The organism is Pseudomonas sp. PAMC 25886, from assembly GCF_000242655.1.
Classification (GTDB): Bacteria; Pseudomonadota; Gammaproteobacteria; order Pseudomonadales; family Pseudomonadaceae; genus Aquipseudomonas.
Window position 1 is genome coordinate 129878 of the sequence record NZ_AHHC01000025.1, and the last position, 23211, is coordinate 153088.

The 23211-nt window shown below is 61.8% G+C and carries 20 protein-coding genes; 8 read left to right on the top strand and 12 right to left on the bottom strand.

Going from position 1 to position 23211, the window contains the following annotated elements; genetic code table 11:
• Nucleotides 1–111: 111 nt before the first annotated feature.
• The 3 genes from MUM_RS0108385 to MUM_RS0108395 all read right to left on the bottom strand — a co-directional run bounded on the left by MUM_RS0108385 (nucleotide 112) and on the right by MUM_RS0108395 (nucleotide 4279).
• On the bottom strand, nucleotides 112–2460 hold the full coding sequence (locus MUM_RS0108385; RefSeq protein ID WP_010168960.1) for an FdhF/YdeP family oxidoreductase: 2349 nt from the start codon (nucleotides 2458–2460) through the stop codon (nucleotides 112–114).
• On the bottom strand, nucleotides 2457–3296 hold the full coding sequence (fdhD, locus tag MUM_RS0108390; RefSeq protein ID WP_010168962.1) for a formate dehydrogenase accessory sulfurtransferase FdhD: 840 nt from the start codon (nucleotides 3294–3296) through the stop codon (nucleotides 2457–2459). The genes MUM_RS0108385 and fdhD overlap by 4 nt, the downstream gene beginning before the upstream one ends.
• 95 nt (nucleotides 3297–3391) lie before the next feature.
• Nucleotides 3392–4279: a LysR family transcriptional regulator gene (locus MUM_RS0108395; RefSeq protein WP_010168964.1), complete on the bottom strand. Its 888-nt coding sequence runs from the start codon at nucleotides 4277–4279 to the stop codon at nucleotides 3392–3394.
• Nucleotides 4280–4410: 131 nt separating this feature from the next.
• Between MUM_RS0108395 and lysM the strand changes: the two genes are divergently transcribed.
• Nucleotides 4411–4851, top strand: coding sequence for a peptidoglycan-binding protein LysM (lysM, locus tag MUM_RS0108400; protein WP_010168967.1), 441 nt, complete (start codon nucleotides 4411–4413; stop codon nucleotides 4849–4851).
• A gap of 58 nt (nucleotides 4852–4909) precedes the next feature.
• Here the strand turns inward: lysM and yrfG are convergent, their stop codons facing one another.
• On the bottom strand, nucleotides 4910–5572 hold the full coding sequence (yrfG, locus tag MUM_RS0108405) for a GMP/IMP nucleotidase (protein ID WP_010168969.1): 663 nt from the start codon (nucleotides 5570–5572) through the stop codon (nucleotides 4910–4912).
• Between the two features lie 87 nt (nucleotides 5573–5659).
• Here yrfG and nudE point away from each other — a divergent pair, with 87 nt between their 5' ends.
• Together nudE and cysQ are read left to right on the top strand one after the other, a co-directional pair.
• A complete protein-coding gene (gene nudE / locus MUM_RS0108410; protein ID WP_010168971.1) occupies nucleotides 5660–6226 on the top strand; it encodes an ADP compounds hydrolase NudE in 567 nt (188 codons plus the stop codon).
• A complete protein-coding gene (gene cysQ, locus MUM_RS0108415; protein ID WP_010168973.1) occupies nucleotides 6223–7059 on the top strand; it encodes a 3'(2'),5'-bisphosphate nucleotidase CysQ in 837 nt (278 codons plus the stop codon). The genes nudE and cysQ overlap by 4 nt, the downstream gene beginning before the upstream one ends.
• A gap of 65 nt (nucleotides 7060–7124) precedes the next feature.
• On the opposite strand, the gene MUM_RS0108420 is transcribed toward cysQ, so the two are convergent.
• From MUM_RS0108420 to rfbB, 7 genes are read right to left on the bottom strand one after another with little or no spacing between them, the layout of a single operon-like run.
• On the bottom strand, nucleotides 7125–7580 hold the full coding sequence (locus MUM_RS0108420; protein ID WP_010168974.1) for a YiiD C-terminal domain-containing protein: 456 nt from the start codon (nucleotides 7578–7580) through the stop codon (nucleotides 7125–7127).
• Nucleotides 7581–7607: 27 nt separating this feature from the next.
• Entirely contained in the window at nucleotides 7608–8993 is a 1386-nt protein-coding gene (locus tag MUM_RS0108425; protein ID WP_010168975.1) for a sigma-54-dependent transcriptional regulator, read from the bottom strand.
• Nucleotides 8990–10798 (bottom strand): sensor histidine kinase, encoded by a 1809-nt coding sequence (locus MUM_RS0108430; protein WP_029615810.1) that lies wholly within the window; start codon nucleotides 10796–10798, stop codon nucleotides 8990–8992. Before MUM_RS0108430 ends, MUM_RS0108425 begins: the two co-directional genes overlap by 4 nt.
• 36 nt (nucleotides 10799–10834) lie before the next feature.
• Complete coding sequence (rfbD, locus tag MUM_RS0108435) at nucleotides 10835–11716, bottom strand: dTDP-4-dehydrorhamnose reductase (RefSeq protein ID WP_032881842.1); 882 nt, start codon at nucleotides 11714–11716, stop codon at nucleotides 10835–10837.
• On the bottom strand, nucleotides 11713–12258 hold the full coding sequence (gene rfbC, locus MUM_RS0108440) for a dTDP-4-dehydrorhamnose 3,5-epimerase (protein ID WP_010168978.1): 546 nt from the start codon (nucleotides 12256–12258) through the stop codon (nucleotides 11713–11715). Before rfbC ends, rfbD begins: the two co-directional genes overlap by 4 nt.
• Nucleotides 12255–13130 carry a glucose-1-phosphate thymidylyltransferase RfbA gene (gene rfbA, locus MUM_RS0108445; RefSeq protein ID WP_029615811.1) on the bottom strand — a complete coding sequence of 292 codons (876 nt, stop codon included), beginning with the start codon at nucleotides 13128–13130 and terminating at the stop codon, nucleotides 12255–12257. The genes rfbC and rfbA overlap by 4 nt, the downstream gene beginning before the upstream one ends.
• Nucleotides 13127–14209 carry a dTDP-glucose 4,6-dehydratase gene (gene rfbB / locus MUM_RS0108450; protein ID WP_010168980.1) on the bottom strand — a complete coding sequence of 361 codons (1083 nt, stop codon included), beginning with the start codon at nucleotides 14207–14209 and terminating at the stop codon, nucleotides 13127–13129. The genes rfbA and rfbB overlap by 4 nt, the downstream gene beginning before the upstream one ends.
• A 180-nt stretch (nucleotides 14210–14389) precedes the next feature.
• On the opposite strand from rfbB, the gene MUM_RS0108455 reads away from it, so the two are divergent.
• The 4 genes from MUM_RS0108455 (at nucleotide 14390) to MUM_RS0108470 (ending at nucleotide 19872) form a co-directional block, all read left to right on the top strand.
• Complete coding sequence (locus MUM_RS0108455; protein ID WP_010168982.1) at nucleotides 14390–17299, top strand: aminotransferase; 2910 nt, start codon at nucleotides 14390–14392, stop codon at nucleotides 17297–17299.
• Nucleotides 17300–17424: 125 nt separating this feature from the next.
• On the top strand, nucleotides 17425–18303 hold the full coding sequence (gene aguB / locus MUM_RS0108460) for an N-carbamoylputrescine amidase (protein ID WP_010168983.1): 879 nt from the start codon (nucleotides 17425–17427) through the stop codon (nucleotides 18301–18303).
• 6 nt (nucleotides 18304–18309) lie between these two features.
• Complete coding sequence (aguA, locus tag MUM_RS0108465; RefSeq protein WP_010168985.1) at nucleotides 18310–19416, top strand: agmatine deiminase; 1107 nt, start codon at nucleotides 18310–18312, stop codon at nucleotides 19414–19416.
• A 243-nt stretch (nucleotides 19417–19659) separates the two neighbouring features.
• Nucleotides 19660–19872 carry a hypothetical protein gene (locus MUM_RS0108470; RefSeq protein ID WP_010168987.1) on the top strand — a complete coding sequence of 71 codons (213 nt, stop codon included), beginning with the start codon at nucleotides 19660–19662 and terminating at the stop codon, nucleotides 19870–19872.
• 179 nt (nucleotides 19873–20051) lie between these two features.
• Here the strand turns inward: MUM_RS0108470 and MUM_RS0108475 are convergent, their stop codons facing one another.
• On the bottom strand, nucleotides 20052–22124 hold the full coding sequence (locus MUM_RS0108475; protein ID WP_010168989.1) for a TonB-dependent receptor: 2073 nt from the start codon (nucleotides 22122–22124) through the stop codon (nucleotides 20052–20054).
• Nucleotides 22125–22351: 227 nt separating this feature from the next.
• Here MUM_RS0108475 and MUM_RS0108480 point away from each other — a divergent pair, with 227 nt between their 5' ends.
• Entirely contained in the window at nucleotides 22352–23062 is a 711-nt protein-coding gene (locus MUM_RS0108480) for a DsbA family protein (RefSeq protein ID WP_010168991.1), read from the top strand.
• The last annotated feature ends 149 nt before the right edge of the window (nucleotides 23063–23211 follow it).

A 23211-nucleotide genomic window follows, 5' to 3' on the forward strand; every position in this document is an offset into this window, starting at 1 on the left:
CTTAAGTCGTTTTTGCGAGTCTTTAGTTACTTCGGAACGGCCGCTTTTAAGAAAAAGCGGCCTTTTTTGTGCCCGTAAAAAACTCGGGTGCTGCCTGTGGCGAGGTGTCGCTTAGGCCGACTTCGCCATGATCAAGCCGGTCGCACTTGCTGCTTCCAACCGAATCGCCACGAATTTCGACGTTGGCGTATGGCTGCCATCCCCGGTGCTTTCCAGCGGCACCAGCGGGTTCACTTCCGGGTAATACGCCGCCGCTTGCCCGGCCGGAATATCAAACGCCAGCAAGGTAAAGCCCTTCACCCGACGCTCACGGCCGTCATCCCAGATCGACACGATGTCGGCCTTCTGCCCCGGCTTGAAGCCCAGGCGGATGATGTCGGCTTCATTGACGAACAACACATCCCGCTGACCCTTGACCCCGCGATAGCGGTCGTCCAGGCCATAGATGGTGGTGTTGTACTGATCGTGGGAGCGCATCGACTGCATGATCAGGTCCGGCAGTTGCCCGGTGTTGCGGGTGCGTTCGTGCACCAGGTCCTTGGGCAGGATGTTCGGGCGGAAGTTGGCGCGGCCCGACGGGGTATTCCAGCGACGTGCGCCGGCGGAGTTGCCCAGGTAGAAACCGCCCGGGTTTTTCAGGCGTTCGTTGAAGTCTTTGAAGCCCGGAATGGTGTCGGCGATCAGGTCGCGAATGCGGTCGTAATCGGCCACCAGCCAGTTCCAGTCCACCGGCTTGCTGCCCAGGGTGGCGGCGGCAATGCCAGCGAGAATCGCAGGCTCGGATTTCATCTGTTTCGACAGCGGCTGCAGTTGCCCATTGGAGGCGTGGACCATGCTGAACGAGTCTTCCACGGTCACCGCTTGCGGGCCTTCGGCCTGAATGTCGATGTCGGTACGGCCCAGGCACGGCAGGATCAATGCGTCTTTGCCGTGCATCAGGTGGCTGCGGTTGAGCTTGGTGCTGATCTGCACGGTCAGGTCGCAATTGCGCAGCGCTTCAAAGGTGCGTGGGCTGTCCGGCGTGGCTTGGGCGAAGTTGCCGCCCAGGCCGATAAACACTTTGGAGCGGCCTTCGAGCATGGCGTGGATTGCTTCCACCACGTTATGGCCGTTGTCTCGCGGTACCTGGAACTGGAAGCGACGTTCCAGGGAATCAAGGAACGCCACCGGCGGCCGCTCGTTGATGCCCATGGTGCGGTCGCCCTGCACGTTACTGTGGCCACGCACCGGGCACAGGCCGGCGCCTGGGCGGCCGATGTTGCCGCGCAGCAGCATCAGGTTGGCGATTTCCTGGATGGTCGGCACCGAGTGGCGATGTTGGGTGATGCCCATCGCCCAGCACATGATCACGTTCTTGCCTTTGGCGTACATGCGCGCCGCTTGCTCGATCTCCACCAGGGTCAGGCCGGACTGTTCGACGATTTCATCCCAGGAGGTGTCGTCGATCTTGCCCAGGTAATCCAGCACGTTGGCGGTGTGTTCATTGAGGAAGTCGTGGTCGAACACGGCCTCTTTGCCTTCGGCCTGGGCCTGGCGCTCCCACAGCAGCAGGAATTTCGCCATGCCGCGCAGAATGGCCATGTCGCCACCCAGTGCCGGGCGGAAGTAGGCGGTGTTGGTCGGCTTGTCGCCGTTGGTAAGCATTTCCAGCGGGTGTTGCGGGTGCTGGAAGCGTTCCAGCCCACGCTCTTTCAGCGGGTTGATGCACACCACCTGGGCGCCACGTTTTACCGCTTCGCGCAGCGGTTCGAGCATCCGTGGGTGGTTGGTGCCCGGGTTTTGGCCCCAGACAAAAATCGCGTCCGCATGTTCGAAGTCATCGAAGGTCACGGTGCCTTTGCCCACGCCGACGCTTTGCGCCAGGGCCACGCCGCTGGCTTCGTGGCACATGTTCGAGCAATCCGGGAAGTTGTTGGTGCCGTAGGAGCGCACGAACAGTTGATACAGATAAGCCGCCTCGTTGCTGGCCCGGCCCGAGGTATAGAACTCGGCCATGTCCGGGTTTGGCAGAGCATTGAGGTGCTTGCCGATCAGGTCGAACGCAGACTCCCAACTGATGGGCTTGTAACGGTCGGTTTCGGCGTCGTAGCTCATTGGCTCGGTCAGACGGCCCTGATACTCAAGCCAATAGTCGCTCTGCTCCAGCAGCGCGCTGACGCTGTGCTTGGCGAAGAATGCCGCGTCGACCCGGCGCTTGGTGGCTTCCCAGTTGACCGCCTTGGCGCCGTTCTCGCAGAACTTGACCATGCCGCTTTCCGGCGAGTCGCCCCAGGCGCAGCCCGGGCAGTCGAAGCCGCCGTTCTGGTTGGTCTTGAGCATCATGCGAATGTTTTTCAGCGCGTTGTCGCTGGTCAGCCAGGCTTGCGCCACGCTGATCAGTGCGCCCCAGCCACCCGCCGGGCCTTTGTAGGGCTTGTAGCGCGGGGTGGGTTTGTCGTCGGCTTGATGATGAGTGCTCACGCTTGGTTCTCCATCGCAGGGCTATAGACCCGCGGCGCACTTTTCTGCGGCAGGTGGATGAGATTGAGGTTGTGCCGGCGGGCCCATTGCAGGGCCAGGCCGGTGGGCGACGATAGGCTGACCAGGGTCTGGATGCCTGCGCGCAATACTTTCTGGATCAGTTCGAGGCTGCAGCGACTGGTGACAATCGCCAGGCCGCCGTCGGTCGGAATCTTTTGGCGGATCAGCGCGCCGATCAGCTTATCGAGGGCGTTATGCCGGCCGATGTCTTCGCGGCCCAGCAGCAATTCACCCTGGTTGCTCATGAACACCGCCGCATGCACCGCGCCGCTGTATTGGCCCAAGGGCTGGAACGCGCTGATGCGCTGGCGCAGGCCCTCCAGCCATTCGGCGGGCGGCAGGGGCGCGCCAGGCAGTACTTTGAGGTTGGGCAGCGCCTGTTCCACCGCTTCTACGCCGCACAGGCCACAGCCACTGGTGCCCGCCAATTGCCGGCGCTGCTGTTTCATGTTCCAGAAGGCACGGCTGGAAATCTGCACCTGCGCGTATTGGGTCGAGCCCGATCCGCTGATTTTCAGGTCATAAATGTCACTAACGTCTTCGATAATGCCGCTACCGATGCTGAAACCGACAATAAAATCTTCAAGGTCGGTCGGCGTCACCAGCATCACCGCCTGGCTGATGTCGTTATAGGCAATCGCCAACGCCACCTCTTCGGCGAGCGCGGTGCTGGCCGATTCGGTGTGTTCGAGATTACAAAACTGGTAGCTCTGGCTGGCGGCGGGCGCGGGCGTTTCGAGGGCGGGCGCCGCGCAAACTGGGCGCTGGGCGTTCATTGGGCATTACCACCGGGAGTATTCAGCTGTAAGACTAGGCGCGACAAAGGGTCGCGTCTAATCGTCAGTACTGATCTACCGATAGATGACGTCGATCAAGGCGCCGGCAGCGATTTCTGATACAGCGCAAAACAGGCTTCTGCCAACGCCGAACGCGGTGCGCTGCGACGCATGATCAGCCCCAGGCGGGCCAGAGTGTGAGCGTCTTCAATGGGTTGCAGGCGCAGGTGCTCGGTGAGCGCATCGAGGCCGCCGTCCAGCGGCATCACCGCGCAGCACAGGCCGCCGTGCACGGCTTGTAACAATTGATGGACGGCATCGGTCTGCAACAGCGGCTGCGGGTTGAGGCCGCGGCTGTGGAAATTGTGGTCGATGGACTGGCGAAAGTGCATGCCGCTGGTGAGCATGCCCAAGGGCAGTTCGATCAGCGCTTCCCAGCTCAGGGGCTTGTCACCGAAGCTGAAGAACCGTTGGTCGTACAGCAGGCCCATGCGGGTTTCGCCCAAGGCCAGGGAGTCGAAACGCTCGGCGTCCAGGCGTTCGAGGTACGACACGCCGAGGTCCAGGCGGTTGCTCGCCAGTTGTTCGAGGATTTGCTCGGAACTCAGGGCTGACAACTCGAAGCGCAGGCTCGGGTGCTCTTTATGCAGTTTCTGCATCAATGCCAGCGGATCGAAGCTCGACAACGGCACCACGCCCAGGCGCAACGTACCCACCAGGTTGCCGCGACAGGCCGCCGCTTCAGCCTGCAGCCCGTCGTACGCCGCCAGCACCGTGCGTGCCCACGCCAACACGCGTTCACCCGGAGCGGTAAAGCCTTCGAAGCGCTGGCCGCGATTGACCAGCGGAAGATCAAGCTCTTCTTCCAGGCTGCGCAGGCGCATCGACAGGGTCGGCTGGGTGATATGGCAGCGTGCAGCGGCCTGGCCGAAGTGACGGGTTTCGTCGAGGGCGATGAGGAATTTCAGCTGCTTGATGTCCATCTTCGCTCCAGGGCTTATTCCAATGCGGGGTGATTCTAGCGCGTTTGGGTCTTTGGTCAGGCAGGAACCCAATTCTGTAGGACTGGTCTAGTCTTTGGCATCTGGAATTCAAATCCCAAGGAGAGCGCACCATGAGTATTTTCAGTTTTGTTAAGGAAGCAGGCGAGAAGTTGATTGATCTGTTGACGCCGGGTAATGCCAACGCCAGCGAGCAGTTGAAAGATCACGTGGCCAAGGTCGGGTTGGGTAACCCCAATGTGCAAACCACCGTTGACGGTGACAAGGTGACCGTGACCGGTGAAGTCGCCAGCCAGGAAGAGAAAGAGAAAATCCTGTTGGCGCTGGGCAACATCGCTGGCGTTGCGAGTGTTGATGACCAGATCACCGTGTCCGGTCCAGTTGTCGCTGCCGCCCGCTTTGTAGTGGTGAAAAAGGGCGACACCCTGAGTGCGATTTCGCTGGCGGTGTATGGCAACGCCAACCAGTACAACAAAATCTTCGAGGCCAACAAGCCGCTGCTGTCCCATCCGGACAAAATCTACCCAGGGCAGACGCTGCGTATTCCTGAGTAATACGCGGACCAAATGTGGGAGCGAGCAAGCCCGCTCCCACATTGGATCTTCAGCGTTGTTACAAACCTACGATCAATTCCCGGTAATCCCCAACTGCTGCAAACTCCGCCGTGTCCTTAGGCCCCTTCCGGCTGTCCGGTTCTTTCACGGCCAGCAAATGCCCTACGCCAAAATCCCGGGCACTGCGCAGGATCGGCAAGGTGTCATCGATAAACAGGCTACGGGCCGGGTCGAAGGCGATGTCGGCGTGCAGGGCGTCCCAGAACTGCGGGTTTTCCTTGGCGAACCCGTAGTCATGGGAGCTGATCAACCGCTCGAAATAAGGCGCCAGTTCGATGCGTTCCAGCTTTAACGACAGCGAGTCCCGATGGGCATTGGTGATCAGGATCACTCGCTTGCCGGCCTGTTTGATTGCCGCCAGGAAGGTATCGGCGTCCGGGCGCAAGGCGATCAGGTGAGCGGTTTCCAACTTGAGTTCACGTACCGGGATCTTGAGTTCGGCGCTCCAGAAATCCAGGCAATACCATTGCAACTGTCCGGCGTTACGCTCAAACAGCGGCTGCAGCTCCATTTCGGCCATGGCCCGGCTCACGCCATGCAGTTCGGCGTAGCGCTGGGGCAGGTGCTCCATCCAGAAGTGGTTGTCGAAGTGCAGGTCGAGCAAGGTGCCGTCCATGTCCAGCAGGACGGTGTCGATGGCGTGCCAGGGCAGTGGAGGCATAAAGAACACTCATGTAAGAAAAGATATCCGACACAGACAATCGGAAAAGCCACGGTATAGTAACCCGATCACGCCAAGGAGCCGCTCATGCGCCAGAAACCCACCGTCCTCGCCCGCGAAATAGTCGCCAGTAGCCGTTTGTTCCGCGTGGAGGAGTTGCAATTGCGCTTTTCCAATGGCGTGGAGCGGACCTACGAACGCCTGGTGGGCAGGGGAGCCGGTTATGGCGCGGTCATGATCGTGGCGATGATCGACGCGGACCATGCGCTGTTGATCGAAGAATATTGCGGCGGTACCGACGAGTACGAACTGTCATTGCCCAAGGGCCTGATCGAGCCGGGTGAAGACGTGTTGGCAGCGGCAGACCGGGAGCTCAAGGAAGAAGCCGGTTTTGGCGCCCGCCAGTTGGAACACATCACCGAACTGTCGCTGTCCCCCGGCTACATGAGCCAGAAAATCCAGGTGGTACTGGCCACCGAACTGTACGAAGAGCGCCTGGAAGGCGACGAGCCGGAGCCGATGCGCGTTGACCGGGTCAACCTGCGGGAGCTTTCGCAGTTGGCGCAGAACGAGCAGTTCAGCGAGGGCCGCGCCTTGGCGGCGCTGTATCTGGTACGCGACCTGTTGACCCAGCGTGGAGCGTTCCAGCCATGAGCGAACTGTTCCTGGGTCACCCGTTTATTGCCCCCGTGATTGAATTGGCCCGCCAGGCCGGCGAGGTCATCCTGCCGTATTGGCGTGCCGACGTGGCCGTGACCACCAAGACCGATGATTCACCGGTCACCGCTGCCGACCTGGCGGCCCACCATCTGATCCTCGCCGGGCTTACTGCCCTGGACCCGAGCATTCCGGTGCTGTCGGAAGAAGACGCCGACATCGACCAAAGTGTGCGCGCTGGCTGGCAGCGCTGGTGGCTGGTGGACCCGCTGGACGGCACCAAGGAGTTCATCTCCGGCAGCGAGGAGTTCACCGTCAACATCGCGCTGATCGAAAAAGGCCGCGTGGTGTTCGGTGTCGTGTCGATGCCTACCAGCGGTCGGTGCTATTTCGGTGGTGCCGGGCTGGGTGCCTGGCGTTCCGATGTAGGTGCTGCGCCGAAGCAAATCCAGGTGCGCCAGACCCCGGCGAGCGGTGAAGCGTTTACCGTGGTTGCCAGTCGTCGCCATACCAGCCCTGAACAGGATCGCTTGCTCGCTGGCTTGAGTGCCGGGTTGGGCGAGTTGAAACTGGCCAATATCGGCAGTTCGCTGAAGTTCTGCCTGTTGGCCGAAGGCAGCGCCGATTGCTACCCGCGACTGGCGCCCACCTCACAGTGGGACACGGCGGCCGCGCAAGGCGTGCTGGAAGGGGCGGGCGGTGAAGTGCTTGAACTGGATGGGCAGCCGTTCAGCTATCCGGCGCGGGAGTCGCTGTTGAATCCGTTTTTCCTGGCGTTGCCAGCCAAGGCCGAGTGGCGTGAGCGGTTGCTGACCCTGGCCCGGTCTTAAACCAAACACCGATCAATTGTGGGAGCAGGCAAGCCAGCTCCCACAGTGGTTATGGGTAATGGCTTCTAGCGGTGCAGGACGTACTGCCCGGTAAAGGCCACGGCCCGCTCTTCACTGCCCTCGTTGACGATCCACGTTTCCAGCGCCAGCCGCGCCCGGCCGTAACGCTTATAGGTGGCCAAAAACCGCTTCCACACCTTTTCATCAGGTGCCTGGCAAATCGCCGTCGCATCCGTGGTCACCGGCAGCGGATAACTGATCTGCCCTTCCTGAATCACGATGTGCCCGTCTTCGATTCCTTCCTCGCGCAACTGCAAATGCAGCCAACCCCAGCCCGCCAGTACGGCGCCGCAATACAGGCTGCCGCCAAACATGGTGCTCTTGTGGTTGATGTTGGCGTCCAGCGGCAAGCGCAGTTGCAGTTGCCGGTCCTGCCAGTCGAGCACCTTGAGGCCCATTTCCCGGGTCAGGGGAATGTCGTGGTGAAGGATCGATTCCAGGTAACGGCTATCGCGACTCATGGTGGCCTCGTGGCAGGGGGAAAAGGGTCATTCGTCGTCAGCGTGGCTGTTGCCGCTGTCGGCGAAATTCAGCCCGTGCTTGCGCAGTTTGTCGTGCAGGGTCTTGCGCGGTACGCCCAGGGCTTCGGCGAGGCTGCGCATGGAGTTGTGGCTGCGTGCCAGTTCGGCGGCGATCAGGCTTTTTTCAAACTGCTCGACCTGTTCGCTCAACCCGCCGGGCGTGCTGGTCAGGACGCCGGCCGAAGGGTTGTCCGGGGAGCTGTCCAGCGCCAACTCAAGGCCCAGGGCGAAACGCTCCGCGGCGTTTTGCAGCTCGCGCACATTGCCCGGCCAGCTGTGACGCAACAGCAGCGCGCGTTGCCCCGGTTGCAGCTCTTTCATGGGTAGCCCGTGGCGGGTGCTGGCTTCGTCGGCAAAGTGCTGGAACAGCATCAGCGCATCCTCGCCCCGCTCGCGCAGTGGCGGAATGCGCAGCGGCGCGACGTTGAGGCGGTAATACAAGTCGGCCCGGAAGCGCCCCTGGTCGGCGGACTGGCGCAGGTCTTCCTTGGTGGCGGCGATGATGCGGATATCCAGCGGGATCAACTGATTGCCCCCCAGACGTTCCACCACGCGCTCCTGCAACAGCCTTAGCAGCTTGACCTGTACGTCCAGGCTCATGCTTTCGATTTCATCCAGAAACAGCGTGCCGCCGTTGGCGAATTCGAACTTGCCGATACGCCGCTTCTGGGCACCGGTAAAGGCTCCCGGCTCATGCCCGAACAACTCGCTTTCCACCACTGACTCGGCCAACGCCCCGGCGTTGATCGCCACGAACGGGCCGGTGCGGCGGTTCGACAGGTCGTGCAGCGCACGCGCCACCACCTCTTTGCCGGCGCCGGTCTCGCCAAGAATCAGCACATCAGCCTTGGTCGCCGCCAGCGCGCCGATCTGCTCGCGCAGGCGCAGCATCTGCGGTGAGTGCCCCACCAGGCGCGTGCTCAATTGCTGACGGTCGCTGAGGGCCAGGCGCAGGCTGCGGTTGTCCAGCACCAGGCGGCGCAGGGCCAGGGCGCGGCGCACGCTGTCGAGCAGGGCGTCGCTGGCGAAGGGTTTTTCCAGGAAGTCATAGGCGCCGGTCCGCATGGCCTGCACCGCCAGCGGTACGTCGCCGTGGCCGGTGATCAGCAGCACCGGCAGCTCCGGGTCCTGGGCATGAAGCTCTCTCAACAGTTCCAGGCCGTCCATGCTGGGCATGCGGATGTCGCTCACCACCACCCCCGGCCAATCCCGGGACAGGCGCGACGTCAGACCCTGGGCTTCGCCGAGGGTCAGGACTTTCAGCCCGGCCAGGTCCAGGGTCTGGCACAGGGCCTGACGCAGGTGTGGATCATCGTCGATCAACACCACCTGAATCTGGTTATCGATACTCATACACTGCGGTCCTCGGACGGTTGCAGACTGACACCCGGTGCTCCGGCGCGCAGTTTCAAGGTTAACAGCGCGCCACCTTCCTTGTGATTGGCGAACAACAGTTCACCGCCAAAGGCGCGCATCAGGGTGTCGCAGATCGCCAGGCCCAACCCCAGGCCCTGGGTGCGGGTCTTGGTGGTGTAGAAGGGCTCGCTGGCGCGGCCCAGGGCTTCCATGCAGAACCCCGGGCCGTTGTCGCGAATGTACAGGTTGACGCCCTGTTCGGTGGTTTGGGCACTCAACCAGAGTTTGCGCGGCGGACCTTTTTCGGTCAGGGCGTCCAGGGCATTGGCCAACAGGTTGCCCAGCACCTGGCGCAGGCGGGTTTCCCCGGCGGCCACCCACAAGGTTGCCTCGGGCAGGTCGCGGATCAGCTCCACTTCCATCGCCCGCCGCCGCTTGGCCAGCAGCGCCAGCGCATCGTCCAGCGCCGGTTGCAAGGCCACGCTCTCCGGCGCATGCCGGTCGCGCCGGGCGAAGGCGCGCAAGTGGGCGATGATCGAGGCCATGCGTCCGGTCAATTCGCTGATCAGCTTGAGGTTGCCACGGGCGTCGTCGGTGCGCTCATGGTCGAGCAAAATCCCTGCGTTTTCCGCGTAGCTGCGAATCGCCGCCAGCGGCTGGTTAAGCTCGTGGCTGATGCTCGCCGACATGGTGCCCAGCGCCGACAACTTACCGGCCTGTACCAAATCATCCTGGGCGCGCACCAGTTCCTGCTGGGCATGTTCACGCTCCAGCACTTCCTGTTTCAGGCGTCGGTTGAGGCCTTCGAGGTCGCTGGTCCGTTCGATCACGCGCATTTCCAGCTCGCGACGGGCCTTGGCTTCGAAGGCGATGCGCTCCAGGTAGTGACGACGGCGCTGCATCATAAGGCCGAGCAACAGCATCAGCACCAGCAAGGTGGCGCCCCCTACCGCAACCACGGTGCGCACCGGGCGGCTGATTAACGTGCGCGGGGCGAGAATTTCGACCTTCCAGCCGGTTTCGGCGATGTCGGTAGACTGGCGCACCCAGGCGGTGGAGCTGAGGTTCAGCGGCTGCGGGTCGCGGGTCGGGTAAGGCTGGATGGCGATGATGGCGCGGCGTTCTTCGTCAGTCAGCGGCCGAGTAGCGCGGAATCGCCATTGCGGGCGCGACGTGAGGATCACCACGCCGTTGTGGTCGGTCACCAGCAGTTGTTCGGGTGTATTGCCCCACAGGCTTTCGGTGTGGTCCAGGTCGACCTTGACCACTAGTACCCCGATGATCGTGTCGCCATCGCGCACGGCGGCCGCGAAGAAGTAGCCGCGCTTGGCCGAGGTGGTGCCCAGCCCGAAGAATCGTCCCAGGCGCCCGGCCATGGCTTCGCTGAAGTAGGGACGGAAGGAAAAATTACGCCCGACGAAGCTGTCCTGTTTGTCCCAATTGGACGCGGCGAGGGTCTTGCCGGTGGTGTCCATCAGGTACATCACTTCCACCCCGGCCTGGGCGGCGACGTCCTTGAGCAGGTGGTTGGCGTTGACCAGGTTGGTGCTGACGTGAGGTGCGTCGATGGCGGTGCGCAGGGCCGGCAGGTCGCCGAGGATCTGCGGCAGCACTTCGTAGCGATGCAGGGTGCCCAGCAGGTTGGCGACGTAGAGGTCCAGCGTCTGGCGGTTCTGCCCGGCCAGTTCGCTGCGGTAATAACGCTCGGCCAAGTGCTCCAGTGGCCACAACAGCGGTGCCAGGCAAAGCGCCAGCAAGGCCAGGCTGCGCCAGCGGGGTCTTCGCGGAAGGGGTGGAGTCATGGGAGTCGTGCGCCTGTGGGTACAGGCGCATTATGCCTACGCCTGCTCGGCAAGACACTCGCGTAATGCGTCGTGCCATTGCGGCTGCGAGACGTGCCACTGTTGTTGCAGTCGGCTGCAATCCAGGCGCGAGTTCAGCGGGCGTTTGGCGGGCGTTGGATAGGCGCTGGAAGGGATCGCTTCCAGTTCGGCGCACGCCTTGCCTTCGATGCGCAATTGCTCACCAATGGCCTGGGCAAAGCCGAACCAGGAGGTCTCGCCCTGGGCCGTCAGGTGATAGACGCCCCAAGCCCCGGCCTGGCCCGCTTGCCAGTGTTCGATCAGCGCGCGTGTACTGTTGGCGATGGTGCCGGCCCAGGTTGGCGCGCCGATCTGGTCGGCGACGATGCGCATGTGCGGCTTTTCCTGCAGCAGGCGCTGCATGGTCAGCAAGAAGTTCTTGCCGTGGGTCGAGTAGACCCAACTGGTGCGCAGAATCAGGTGCTCACCGCCGACGGCCACGATCGCCCGTTCGCCTGCCAGCTTGCTCGCGCCGTAGACGCCCAGCGGGTGGGTGGCATCGTCCTCGTTGTAGGGCGCGGCCTTGCTGCCGTCGAACACGTAGTCGGTGGAGTAGTGGATCAACGGAATGCCCAGTGCCCTGGCTTCCTCGGCGAAGACGCCGGGCGCGGTGGCGTTGATGGCGAAGGCCACGTCCGGCTCGCTCTCGGCTTGATCGACGGCGGTGTGGGCGGCTGCGTTGATGATCAGGCCCGGGCGATGGGCGCGCACTTGCTGGCGGATTTGCTCGGGACGGGTCAGGTCAAGCTGGTCGCGGCCCAACACGATCAACTCGCCCAGGCCCTGAAGGCGCTGTTGCAGCTCCCGGGAGACCTGGCCGTGTTGGCCGCTGATGAGGATTTTCAACGGGCTGTTCATGGGAACAGGTCGGCTTCTTTCAGGCTTTTACCGTTCTGGTCCTTGGCGGACAAGGTTGGCGTACCGGTCAGTTGCCAGTCGATGTTGAGGTCAGGATCGTCCCAGCGAATGCAGCGTTCTGCCGAGGGCGTGTAGTAATCCGTGGTTTTGTAGAGGAACTCGGCGTAGTCGCTGAGCACCACAAATCCATGGGCAAATCCCGGTGGAATCCACAGTTGGCGATTATTCTCCGCGGATAAATGCACGCTGGCCCATTTGCCGAAAAGTGGTGAGCCGCGACGGATATCCACCGCCACGTCCAGCACTTCACCGGCGGTTACACGCACCAGCTTGCCTTGAGCGTGTTCCACTTGGTAATGCAGGCCACGCAGCACACCCTTTTGAGAGCGCGAATGGTTGTCCTGCACAAACTCTTGTTGCAAACCGGTGGCCTGGGCGAAAGCCCGGGCGTTGAAACTTTCATAAAAAAAGCCGCGCTCATCGCCAAAAACCTTCGGCTCGATGATCAATACACCGGGCAGTTCAGTGGCGGTTACATTCATTTAGTTTCCCCAGCGAGCGTGAACAAGTACTGACCATAGCCGGTTTTGCCAAAATATTTGGCCCGTTCCAGCAAATGATCACGGTCGATCCAGCCGTTCTCGTAAGCGATTTCTTCCAGGCACGCCACTTTCAGGCCTTGGCGGTGTTCGATGGTCTGAACGTACGTCGAGGCTTCCAGCAGGCTGTCGTGGGTGCCGGTGTCCAGCCAGGCAAAGCCACGGCCGAAGCGCTCCACGTGCAGGTCGCCGCGCTGGAGGTAGGCGTTATTGACGTCGGTGATTTCCAATTCACCGCGCGGCGATGGCTTGACCGCCTTGGCGATCTTGATCACGTCGTTGTCGTAGAAATACAGGCCGGTTACCGCGTAGCTCGACTTTGGCTTGGCGGGTTTTTCCTCAATGGAAAGTGCGCGGCCTTCGCTGTCGAAATCGATCACGCCGAAACGCTCCGGGTCCTTCACCCAGTAACCGAACACCGTAGCGCCAGATGGGCGCTCTGCAGCGGTGCGCAGTTGGTCGCCGAAGTGCTGCCCGTGGAAGATGTTGTCGCCCAGGATCAGGCACACCGGGTCATCGCCGATGAACTCTTCGCCAATCAAAAACGCTTGTGCCAAACCATCCGGCGACGGTTGTTCTGCGTAGGTGAAACGCACGCCAAACTGGCTGCCATCGCCCAATAGATTGCGGTATTGGGGCAGGTCCACGGGGGTGGAGATCACCAGGATTTCCTTGATGCCGGCCAGCATCAGCACCGAGATCGGGTAGTAGATCATCGGCTTGTCATACACCGGCAGCAGCTGCTTGGAAACGCCCAGGGTAATGGGGTGCAAACGGGTGCCGGAGCCACCGGCCAATACGATTCCCTTCATCATGCGATCAGATCCTTAAAGTCGGTGTTGCCCAGTCGTTCACCCTGATAACTGCCGTCCTGGACCCTGCGGCACCATTCCAGGTTATCGAGGTACCACTGCACGGTTTTGCGCAGGCCGGTTTCAAAGGTTTCTTCAGGCACCCAGCCCAGTTCGCGTTCGATCTTGCTGGCATCGATCGCGTAGCGCTGGTCGTGGCCCGGACGATCCTTGACAAAGGTGATCAGGTCAGTGAATTTCTCCACACTCGCCGGGCGTTGTGGCGCCAACTCTTCCAGCAGGCCGCAGATGCTGTGCACCACGTCGATATTCTTCTGCTCGTTATGGCCGCCGATGTTGTAGGTCTCGCCCACCACGCCTTCAGTCACCACTTTGAACAACGCACGGGCGTGGTCTTCGACGAACAGCCAGTCGCGCACTTGCAGGCCATCGCCATACACCGGCAGGGGTTTACCGGCCAAGGCGTTGAGGATCACCAGCGGTATCAGCTTCTCGGGGAAGTGGAACGGCCCGTAGTTGTTCGAGCAGTTGGTCAGTAGCACCGGCAGGCCGTAAGTGCGCTGCCAGGCGCGCACCAGGTGATCGGACGCGGCCTTGCTGGCCGAATACGGCGAGCTGGGCGCGTAAGGCGTGGTTTCGGTGAACAGGTCATCGACGCCGTGCAGGTCGCCGTACACTTCATCCGTGGAGATGTGGTGGAAGCGGAAGGCACTTTTGGCCGGTTCCTCCAGCTTCTGCCAATAGCCGCGTGCGGCCTCCAGCAGGCTGTAGGTGCCGACGATATTGGTCTGGATAAAATCCGACGGGCCGTCGATGGACCGGTCCACGTGGGACTCGGCCGCCAGGTGCATGATCGCGTGCGGCTCAAAGCGCGCCAGCACGGCACTGACGGTGGCCTGGTCGATGATGTCGGCCTGGACGAACTCATAGCGGCTATTGGTCGCGATGCTGGTCAGCGACTCGAGATTGCCTGCGTAGGTCAGTTTGTCGAGGTTGAGCACTTCGTGCTCGGTGTGTTGAATCAGGTGCCGGATCAGAGCGGAACCGATAAATCCGGCGCCGCCGGTGATGAGAATGCGCATGTCGGAAGCCCTTTTCCTTAGACGGACATTAAGCGAATGGAGCATAGCTTGAGTTGTGAAGCGAGGCGGTGCAAGGGGCGAGGGCAATTTGCGTGCCGAAACACCGCATTTGCAGGGGTTGCGTAACCCCCGTCAACAATGGCGATATAAGCGCCTGATAAAAACACCAGGGGTCGTCACATGTTGCTCGCCACGTTGATTCATCGCGCCAGTCTGCCATGCCCGCAAGTCGGACCGGACCCTGCAGCGCGGCTACTGGAGCAGCATTACGACCTCGGCGGCGCGCTAAAGTCCCTCGGCAGCCAGCAAGATCTCAACTACCGCATCGACAGTGACCGGGGCCGTTTTGTGCTGAAAATCTGCCGGGGCGACTATGCCGCCGTCGAACTGCAGGCCCAGCACGCGGCCCTCAAGCACCTGCAGGAACATTCGGACGTGCGGGTCCCCAAGGTGATCACGTCCCTTAACGGCGAAGAACTGCTGACCGAAACCGTCGCGGGGCACACCGTTCACCTGCGGTTACTGGACTACATCGACGGCCAGCCGCTCACACACTTGCCTCATCTGGGCCGCGAGGTGATCGCAGGTTTCGGTGAACTGTGCGGGCGGATGAGCCTGGCGCTGGCCGGTTTTGAGCATCCGGGCCTGGAACGCACCCTGCAATGGGACCCGCGTCATGCCCTTGAGCTGATCACTCATTTGCTGTCGACCCTGGAAAATCTCCCGCAGCGGGCGGCGCTTGAGCAGGTGGTCGAGCAGGTCGAACGCCGCGTGCGGCCTTTGGCCGATCACCTGCCGTGGCAGGCCGTGCACATGGACATCACCGATGACAATGTGGTCTGGCAGCGCGACGCCCAGCGGCATTGGCAGGTGCAGGGTGTGATCGATTTCGGCGACCTGGTGCGCACCTGGCGCATTGCCGACCTGTCGGTGACCTGTGCGGCACTGCTGCACCATGCCGAGGGTGATCCGTTCGCTATCCTGCCGGCGATCCAGGCATGCCACGCGATTACCCCGTTGCAGCACGAAGAGCTGCTGGTGCTGTGGCCGCTGATCGTCGCGCGGGCTGCGGTGCTGGTGCTGAGCAGTGAACAGCAGCAGGGCCTGGACCCGGATAACGCCTACCTGCTGAAGAACGCCGAGCATGAGTGGGAAATTTTCAACGTGGCGACATCGGTGCCCTTTGAACTGATGGAGGCAGCGATCCTGAGGTGTGCCGGTGCCCAGTTGCCGCCAATTGTCGGCGAAGGCTTTGCGCCGTTGCTGCCGGGGTTGGTTGGACGTGAGTTCGCGCTGATCGACCTGGGCGTGCTCAGCCCGCATTTCGAGGCGGGGGATTGGCAGCAGGAAGGTATTGATCGACGGCTTCTAGAGGAGGCGGCCCTGGTGCATGGGCTGGCCGCCAGTCGTTATGGCCAATATCGGCTGTCCCGCACCCAGCCCGACAGCGTCGTCGAGCCGGACACCTTCCCGCTTCACGTAGAGCTGCACATGCCCCTGGGCGCCACGGTGGAGGCGCCGTTTGCCGGCACCTTGCGCTACGCCGCCGACGGCCTGCTATGCCTGCACAGTGCGCAGTTGAGCGTTCGGTTGTGGGGCGTGAACGCCTTGTTGCAGCACGGCGCGGCGGTGGTAAAGGGCCAAGTGCTCGGCGAGGTTGTCGGCCCGCTGACGGTGCAACTGTGCCGCGCCGAGCTTGAGCCGCCGTTGTTCTGCACGCCGTCCCGGGCGCCGGCCTGGCAAGCGTTGTGCCCCTCTCCGGCGACCTTGCTGGGGCTTGCCTGCGACGCCGAGCCGGAGCTGGACCCCGAGGCCCTGCTGGCCCGCCGCGACGCCAGTTTCGCCCGTTCGCAGAAGCACTATTACGTCGACCCGCCGCGCATCGAGCGCGGCTGGCGCAATCACCTGATCGACATGCAGGGCCGTTCCTACCTCGACATGCTCAACAACGTCGCGGTGCTCGGCCACGGTCACCCGCGCATGGCCCAGGTGGCAGCGCGGCAGTGGTCGTTGCTCAACACCAACTCGCGCTTTCACTATGCGGCGATTGCCGAATTTTCCGAGCGTCTGCTGGCGCTGGCGCCGGATTCCATGGACCGGGTGTTCCTGGTCAACAGCGGCACCGAAGCCAATGACCTGGCGATTCGCCTGGCCTGGGCCTACAGCGGCGGGCGCGACATGCTCAGCGTGCTGGAGGCCTACCACGGCTGGTCGGTGGCGGCGGATGCGGTGTCGACCTCGATCGCCGACAACCCTCAGGCCCTGAGCAGTCGGCCGGACTGGGTGCACCCGGTGACCGCGCCGAATACCTATCGTGGCGAGTTCCGCGGGCAGGACAGTGCGCCCGACTATGTACGCAGCGTGGAACACAACCTGGCGAAAATCGCCGCGCAGAACCGCCAGTTGGCCGGCTTCATTTGTGAGCCGGTGTACGGCAATGCCGGCGGGATTTCCTTGCCGCCGGGCTATTTGCAGCAGGTGTACGCATTGGTTCGGGAGCGGGGTGGCGTGTGCATCGCCGATGAAGTGCAGGTGGGTTACGGCCGCATGGGCCATTTCTTCTGGGGCTTTGAAGAGCAGGGCGTAGTGCCGGACATCATCACCATGGCCAAGGGCATGGGCAACGGCCAGCCGTTGGGCGCGGTGATCACCCGCCGGGAAATTGCCGAGGCGCTGGAAGCCGAGGGTTACTTCTTCTCGTCGTCCGGCGGCAGCCCCGTGAGTTGCCGCATCGGCATGGCGGTGCTGGACGTGATGGAGGAAGAAAAGCTGTGGGAAAACGCCCAGGTGGTGGGCGGGCACTTCAAGGCGCGGTTGGAAGCGCTGGTCGAACAGTATCCATTGGTGGGCGCGGTGCATGGTTCCGGGTTCTATCTGGGACTGGAGCTGGTCCGGGACCGGCAGACCCTGGAGCCGGCCACGGAAGAGACCGCGCTGCTGTGCGATCGGCTGCGGGAACTGGGAGTCTTCATGCAACCCACGGGCGACTATCTGAACATCCTCAAGATCAAGCCGCCGATGGTCACTTCCCGGCGCAGCGTGGATTTCTTCGTCGACATGCTGGCGAAGGTATTGGAGGAAGGGCTCTAACAATAAACTCGATTGTTATCGGTAAAATCTGATCATTTTTCGACAGGCGGATAATTATTAGCTTCAAAAGCCGATTTTTATCCGCTATAAAGGCGTCCACTTGCCCGCCGCCGAGGAGATGATTCATGAGCCGTATCGTTACCGTTGCCGCGACCCAGATGGCCTGTTCCTGGGACCTTGAAGCCAATCTTGAAACTGCTGAACGGCTGGTGCGCGAGGCGGCGGCCAGGGGCGCGCAGATCATCCTGATCCAGGAGCTGTTCGAGGCCCCGTACTTCTGCCAGAAGCCGAACCCGGACTACCTGCAACTGGCGACCACGGTTGAAGACAACGTCGCGATCAAGCACTTCCAGAACATAGCCCGGGAACTGCAAGTGGTGCTGCCCATCAGCTTCTACGAACGGGCGGGCCGCGCGCGTTTCAACAGCATCGCGATCATCGACGCCGACGGCTCCAACCTCGGGATTTATCGGAAAAGCCACATCCCGGACGGCCCGGGCTACCATGAAAAGTATTACTTCAACCCCGGTGATACCGGCTTCAAGGTATGGAATACCCGCTACGCGAAGATCGGCGTGGGCATCTGTTGGGACCAGTGGTTCCCGGAAGCCGCCCGCAGCATGGCGCTGCAAGGCGCGCAAATCCTGTTCTACCCGACCGCCATCGGCAGCGAGCCCCACGACAAGAGCATTTCGTCCCGCGACCACTGGCAGCGAGTGCAACAAGGCCATGCCGGTGCCAACCTGATGCCGCTGGTCGCCAGCAATCGCATCGGCAACGAAGCGCAGGACGGCTACGACATCACCTTCTATGGCTCGTCCTTCATCGCCAACCAATACGGCGAGAAAGTAGAAGAGCTCAACGAAACCGAAGAGGGCATCCTGGTGCACCGCTTCGACCTTGATGAACTTGAACACATCCGCAGCGCCTGGGGTTCGTTCCGCGACCGCCGTCCGAACCTGTATGGTGCGCTTAAAACCCTCGACGGTTCCCTGGAGTCCTGAATCGCCATGACCACTTTGCACAGCACCCCCCGCGCCGACGGCTTCTACATGCCTGCCGAATGGGCGCCACAGACCCAAACCTGGATGATCTGGCCCGAGCGCCCGGACAACTGGCGCCTCGGCGGCAAGCCGGCGCAGGCCGCTCACGTGGCGGTGGCCAAGGCCATCGCACGCTTTGAACCGGTGACCGTGGCGGTCTCGGCGGGCCAGTATGAGAACGCCCGCGCGCGCCTCGACGTGCCGAATATTCGCCTGGTGGAGATGTCCAGCGACGACGCCTGGGTGCGCGACACCGGGCCGACCTTCGTGATCAACAACGGCGGCGAAGTGCGTGGCGTGAACTGGGACTTCAACGCCTGGGGCGGCTTTGATGGCGGCCTGTATTCGCCGTGGAATCGCGATTCCCAGGTGGGCGGCAAGATCCTTGAGATCGAGCGCAGCCCGCGTTATCGCACCGAAGGGTTTGTGCTGGAAGGCGGCTCGATTCACGTCGACGGCGAAGGCACCCTGATCACCACCGAAGAATGCCTGCTCAACCGCAATCGCAACCCGCACCTCGGCCGCGAGGAAATCGAAGCGGTGCTCAGTGCCAATCTGGCTGTGGATAAGATCATCTGGCTGCCGGACGGCCTGTTCAACGACGAAACCGACGGGCATGTGGATAACTTCTGCTGCTACGTGCGCCCGGGTGAAGTACTGCTGGCCTGGACCGATGACCCGCAAGACCCGAACTACGCACGCTGCCATGCCGCCATGGACGTACTGCAAAGCAGCACCGACGCCCAGGGTCGCTCGTTCACAGTGCATAAAATGCCGATCCCGGGGCCGCTGTACGCCACCGAGGAAGAATGCGCCGGCGTGGATCCGGTCGACGGCACCCAGGAGCGCAACCCCACCGTGCGGTTGGCCGGTTCCTACGTCAACTTCCTGATCGTCAACGGCGGCATCATCGCGCCGAGCTTCGACGACCCGCTGGACAGCCGCGCCAAGGAGATTCTGCAGAACCTGTTCCCGCAGCACGAAGTGGTGATGGTGCCTGGCCGCGAACTGTTACTGGGGGGCGGCAACATCCACTGCCTGACCCAGCAACAGCCGGCACCGCACAAAAACTGAGTGCACTTGTAACAGCCTGATGCCCGGTTGAGCGGCAATCGGGCGCGCCGCGGTTTCGGCGCTCACAGCAAGCCCACGGCCCGTCAGGTTCGTGGGCTTTTTTGTGACCATGTGCCGACAAACCGGGCACATTGGCATAGCTCTTGTATCGCTGTTGGGACAGAGAGCAGGGTGTATGACTAAGCGGTTCTGTCATAAACCTTGAGTAAGTTAGCCGCTCAAGCCGTCGGAGAGAGCGCTGAAATGAATGCCGATATCAACCTGATGTACACGCGTACGTTCCACCCTTTGCGGGTGAACGGCGACGCGATCCATGCGCTGGCGCTCTGGTTGAAGGCAAACGGTTCGAGGCAGATCAGGACGCCCGACCCGCGCCGGGTGATGAGCGAACGGTACCCGGCGGGGCTGTTCAGCGAGGATGAGGTGCAGGCGTTGTGTGAGTTGATGAAAGACTGACGGTTGTTTTCAATGTTCCACTGGACCTTGTGGCGAGGGAGCTTGCTCCCGTTGGGCTGCGCAGCAGCCCCAAAACAGATCACCGGGTTCTATCTGAAAAAACACAGTCGCCTTATTTTGGGGGCGCTTCGCACCCCAACGGGAGCAAGCTCCCTCGCCACAGAAAAGTGCGTTGCTGTTTAGAAACTGTATGTTCCGGTAACCACCAGGCTCCGCGGGTCCCCAAACTGAATCTGCGCCGCACTGGTCGCCGAGGCGTAGTACGTCTTGTCGCTGATATTGTTCAGCGCCGCCCTTACATCCCATTCCTTCTGCCGGAACCCGGCCAGTGCATCCCAGCGGCCATAACCCGGTAACACCACGGTGTTGGCGTTATCCGCATATCGATCACCCACCAGCGTCAACCCGGTTTCCGCGTACCAGCCCATCTCCGGTTTCCAGGTGACGAACAGGCTCGCATTGCGCTTGGCCACATCGCTGATGCGCTTGCCTTCAAAACCATTGTTGTCCTTCACCACCGTGGCGTCCTGCAGGCCGACGCCACCGCGTACATACCAGTTGCCGACGATCTTGCCGGCAGCGGTCAACTCCACGCCACGGGAGCGCTGCTCGCCGCTGAGCAAGGTGATGGTCGGGTCCAGCGGGTCACGGGTGCGGCGGTTGTAGAGTTCCAGTTCGTACACCGCCAGCGTGGTGCTCAGGCGGTCGTCGAGCCAATCGCTCTTGACCCCGATTTCCTTCTGTTTGGTCAGCTCCGGGCTCAGGTCGTTGGCGTTGCCCGCCGCGTTGGGCGTGATGCCGATCAGGCCGCCGCCGGTCGGTGAGAAGGTCTTGCTCCACGAGGCATAGAACGAATGGTGTTCCAGCGGCGTCCAGACCAGGCCCACGCGCGGGCTGGTGCTGTGGCTCACGACCTGTTCCGAGGCGTTGGTCAGTTGGTTGGTGGACTCGACATCAAAGCGGTCATAGCGCAAACCGGCGAGCAGTTGCCATTGGTCGTTCAGGCGCAATTGGTCCTGCACATACACGCCCTGGCTTTGCACTTCGGTGTGACTGCTGCTGAATGCGGGCAGGCGACCGTAGTGGCGCAAGCCCGGGTTGGGGTTGTACACATCCACGCTCGGCACAGCGGCGAGCGGAGCTCGATAGAGTTTCGGGTCACGGCGCTGGTTGCCCAACTCCACTCCGGTCAGCAAGCGATGCTCCAGGCCAAAAGTGCTGAAGCCGCCTTCCAGTTCGACGTTGTTGAGGATGTTGCGTGTGGTCAAGTCCTGCTGCCAGCGCTGGCGCCCGACCTTGTTGGTTTTGGGGTCGTAGCTGACGGCGTAGGTGTTATCGAAGTCGCTGTCGAGGGTGAACACGCTCAGCGTATGGCGCAGTTGCCAACTGTCGTTCAACTCATAGGCAAGCCGGGAGCGCAGGGACTGGGACTTGTCGTCGATGTAATCGCGCTTGTCACCATAAGTGGTGCTGCGGCTGACATCCGCCGGGCGCCCGTTGACCCCGGGAATGCCACGGTCTGGCGTGCGGTTGTAGCGGCTGTATTCGTATTGCACCAGCCAGTTCAGGTCAGGGTTCAGTTGCCAGCTCATGGACGGCGCAAAGAGTTGGCGATTGCCGCTGACGCCGTCACGGAAGCTGTTGTTGTCCTGGTTGCCCATATTCAGGCGCAGGCTGATGTTGTCGGTGGGGTCGGTGCTGAGGTCGGCATACAGGCTGCGCAAATCATTGCTGCCGCCCTGGGCCTCGATGCTGGAGGCGCGACCGGCCTGGGGCAGCTTGCTCACCCGATTGACGATGCCGCCCTGGCCGCCGCGCCCGTACAACACGGCCGCCGGGCCTTTGAGCACGTCGATGCGTTCGATGTTGTGCAGGTCGCGCACGTATTGGCTGTCGTCGCGAATGCCGTCCAGATAGAAGTCGTTGCTGGCATCGAAACCGCGAATGCGCAGGCTGTCGAACCGCGTGTCGGCGCCGCTGCTGACGTTGGGCACGCCGCTCAAGGCTTGGCCCAGGTCATTGGTGCCGTAGGAACGCAGGCTGTCGGTTTTCACCGAGTCGATGGCCTGGGGCACATAGCGCACGGGCGTGGCCGTGCGGGTAGCGGTGCTGGTTTCCTTGACGCGCGGGTCGTCTTCGTCCGCTTCGGCGCTCACGGACGTTTCCGGCAGGACGGTGGCCGCGCAGGCAAATCCGGCAGACAGCAGTACAGAAAGCCCAAGGGTTATGGGCGTCAGGCGCAGGGCAGGCATCGGGGTGTGTATCCAAAAAGGTTGGGAGGATAAAAGTGCGCTAATGGTAATGCTTACTATTTGCGCAGGTTATCTATTCCTAAACGTACCTTTCTGAAAACTGTTACGGCGTATGTTTTTCAGGGGTATTCGACCGATTCCCGAAACAGTCTGAAAGCTGATCCGGGGTTTTTCCCAATTGTGGGTAAGACTAATCTGCGGGGCATCAACGTCCATCGGAGCCCGTCATGTCGGCAGCCACGCTTCACTATATTTACGACCCGCTGTGCGGCTGGTGTTACGGCGCCGAGCCGCTGCTTCACGCTGCCCAGGCTGTAGTGCCGATCCAGTTGCATGGCGGCGGCATGATGACCGGGGCCAGTCGTCAATCTGTATCGCCGCAGTTGCGTGACTACGTAATGCCCCACGACCGGCGCATCGCCGAATACACCGGGCAACCGTTTGGCGAGGCGTATTTCGAAGGCCTGTTACGTGACCATAGCGCGGTGTTCGACTCGGCCCCGCCGATCAGCGCCGTACTGGCCGCCGAAAAAATCACCGGTCGCGGCCTGGAGTTGCTGGCGCGTTTGCAAACGGCGCACTACGTCGAAGGTCGCCGAATCGCCGATAACGACGTGCTGTTGAATCTGGCCGAATCTATCGGTTTGGATCCCCACGCGTTTAAAGCCGCTTTCGATGAGGTCCTGGGTGCAGAAACGCTCGCTCACATCAAGGACAGCCGCCAATGGCTGGCAAAAATCGGCGGCCAGGGCTTTCCCACGTTGGCCCTGGAGCAGGAAGGCCAGTTGCAGTTGCTCGATATCAGCCCGTGGCTGGGCAAGCCTGAAGCCTTTTCGATTTGGCTGAGACAAACAGTCGCAATTTCGATTCAAACCACCCAATCGAGTGCACCAATGTGTGGCTTGAAGGGGTGTGACGATCCGAGAAGTGCTGGATAGAGCCTCGCACGATGATGGCCATCTAATGTTTCTTAGACTTTTTTAGCCTAAATACAGAAGATTCACGAAATTGACACACAGTAAAGGGCGCGGATAGGATTCGCCCCAACGCCTGTGGCTAACCGCCATGACTTCCCCAATAAAAAAAG

Bases quoted from the DNA above. Each gene is read 5' to 3' on its own strand.
- MUM_RS0108430 (WP_029615810.1), bottom strand. From the start codon at position 10,798: ATGACTCCACCCCTTCCGCGAAGACCCCGCTGGCGCAGCCTGGCCTTG.
- fdhD (WP_010168962.1), bottom strand. From the start codon at position 3,296: ATGAACGCCCAGCGCCCAGTTTGCGCGGCGCCCGCCCTCGAAACGCCC.
- rfbD (WP_032881842.1), bottom strand. From the start codon at position 11,716: ATGAACAGCCCGTTGAAAATCCTCATCAGCGGCCAACACGGCCAGGTC.
- nudE (WP_010168971.1), top strand. From the start codon at position 5,660: ATGCGCCAGAAACCCACCGTCCTCGCCCGCGAAATAGTCGCCAGTAGC.
- MUM_RS0108455 (WP_010168982.1), top strand. From the start codon at position 14,390: ATGTTGCTCGCCACGTTGATTCATCGCGCCAGTCTGCCATGCCCGCAA.
- MUM_RS0108395 (WP_010168964.1), bottom strand. From the start codon at position 4,279: ATGGACATCAAGCAGCTGAAATTCCTCATCGCCCTCGACGAAACCCGT.
- cysQ (WP_010168973.1), top strand. From the start codon at position 6,223: ATGAGCGAACTGTTCCTGGGTCACCCGTTTATTGCCCCCGTGATTGAA.
- rfbA (WP_029615811.1), bottom strand. From the start codon at position 13,130: ATGATGAAGGGAATCGTATTGGCCGGTGGCTCCGGCACCCGTTTGCAC.
- lysM (WP_010168967.1), top strand. From the start codon at position 4,411: ATGAGTATTTTCAGTTTTGTTAAGGAAGCAGGCGAGAAGTTGATTGAT.
- MUM_RS0108470 (WP_010168987.1), top strand. From the start codon at position 19,660: ATGAATGCCGATATCAACCTGATGTACACGCGTACGTTCCACCCTTTG.
- yrfG (WP_010168969.1), bottom strand. From the start codon at position 5,572: ATGCCTCCACTGCCCTGGCACGCCATCGACACCGTCCTGCTGGACATG.
- aguB (WP_010168983.1), top strand. From the start codon at position 17,425: ATGAGCCGTATCGTTACCGTTGCCGCGACCCAGATGGCCTGTTCCTGG.
- aguA (WP_010168985.1), top strand. From the start codon at position 18,310: ATGACCACTTTGCACAGCACCCCCCGCGCCGACGGCTTCTACATGCCT.
- MUM_RS0108425 (WP_010168975.1), bottom strand. From the start codon at position 8,993: ATGAGTATCGATAACCAGATTCAGGTGGTGTTGATCGACGATGATCCA.
- MUM_RS0108475 (WP_010168989.1), bottom strand. From the start codon at position 22,124: ATGCCTGCCCTGCGCCTGACGCCCATAACCCTTGGGCTTTCTGTACTG.
- rfbB (WP_010168980.1), bottom strand. From the start codon at position 14,209: ATGCGCATTCTCATCACCGGCGGCGCCGGATTTATCGGTTCCGCTCTG.
- MUM_RS0108480 (WP_010168991.1), top strand. From the start codon at position 22,352: ATGTCGGCAGCCACGCTTCACTATATTTACGACCCGCTGTGCGGCTGG.
- MUM_RS0108420 (WP_010168974.1), bottom strand. From the start codon at position 7,580: ATGAGTCGCGATAGCCGTTACCTGGAATCGATCCTTCACCACGACATT.
- rfbC (WP_010168978.1), bottom strand. From the start codon at position 12,258: ATGAATGTAACCGCCACTGAACTGCCCGGTGTATTGATCATCGAGCCG.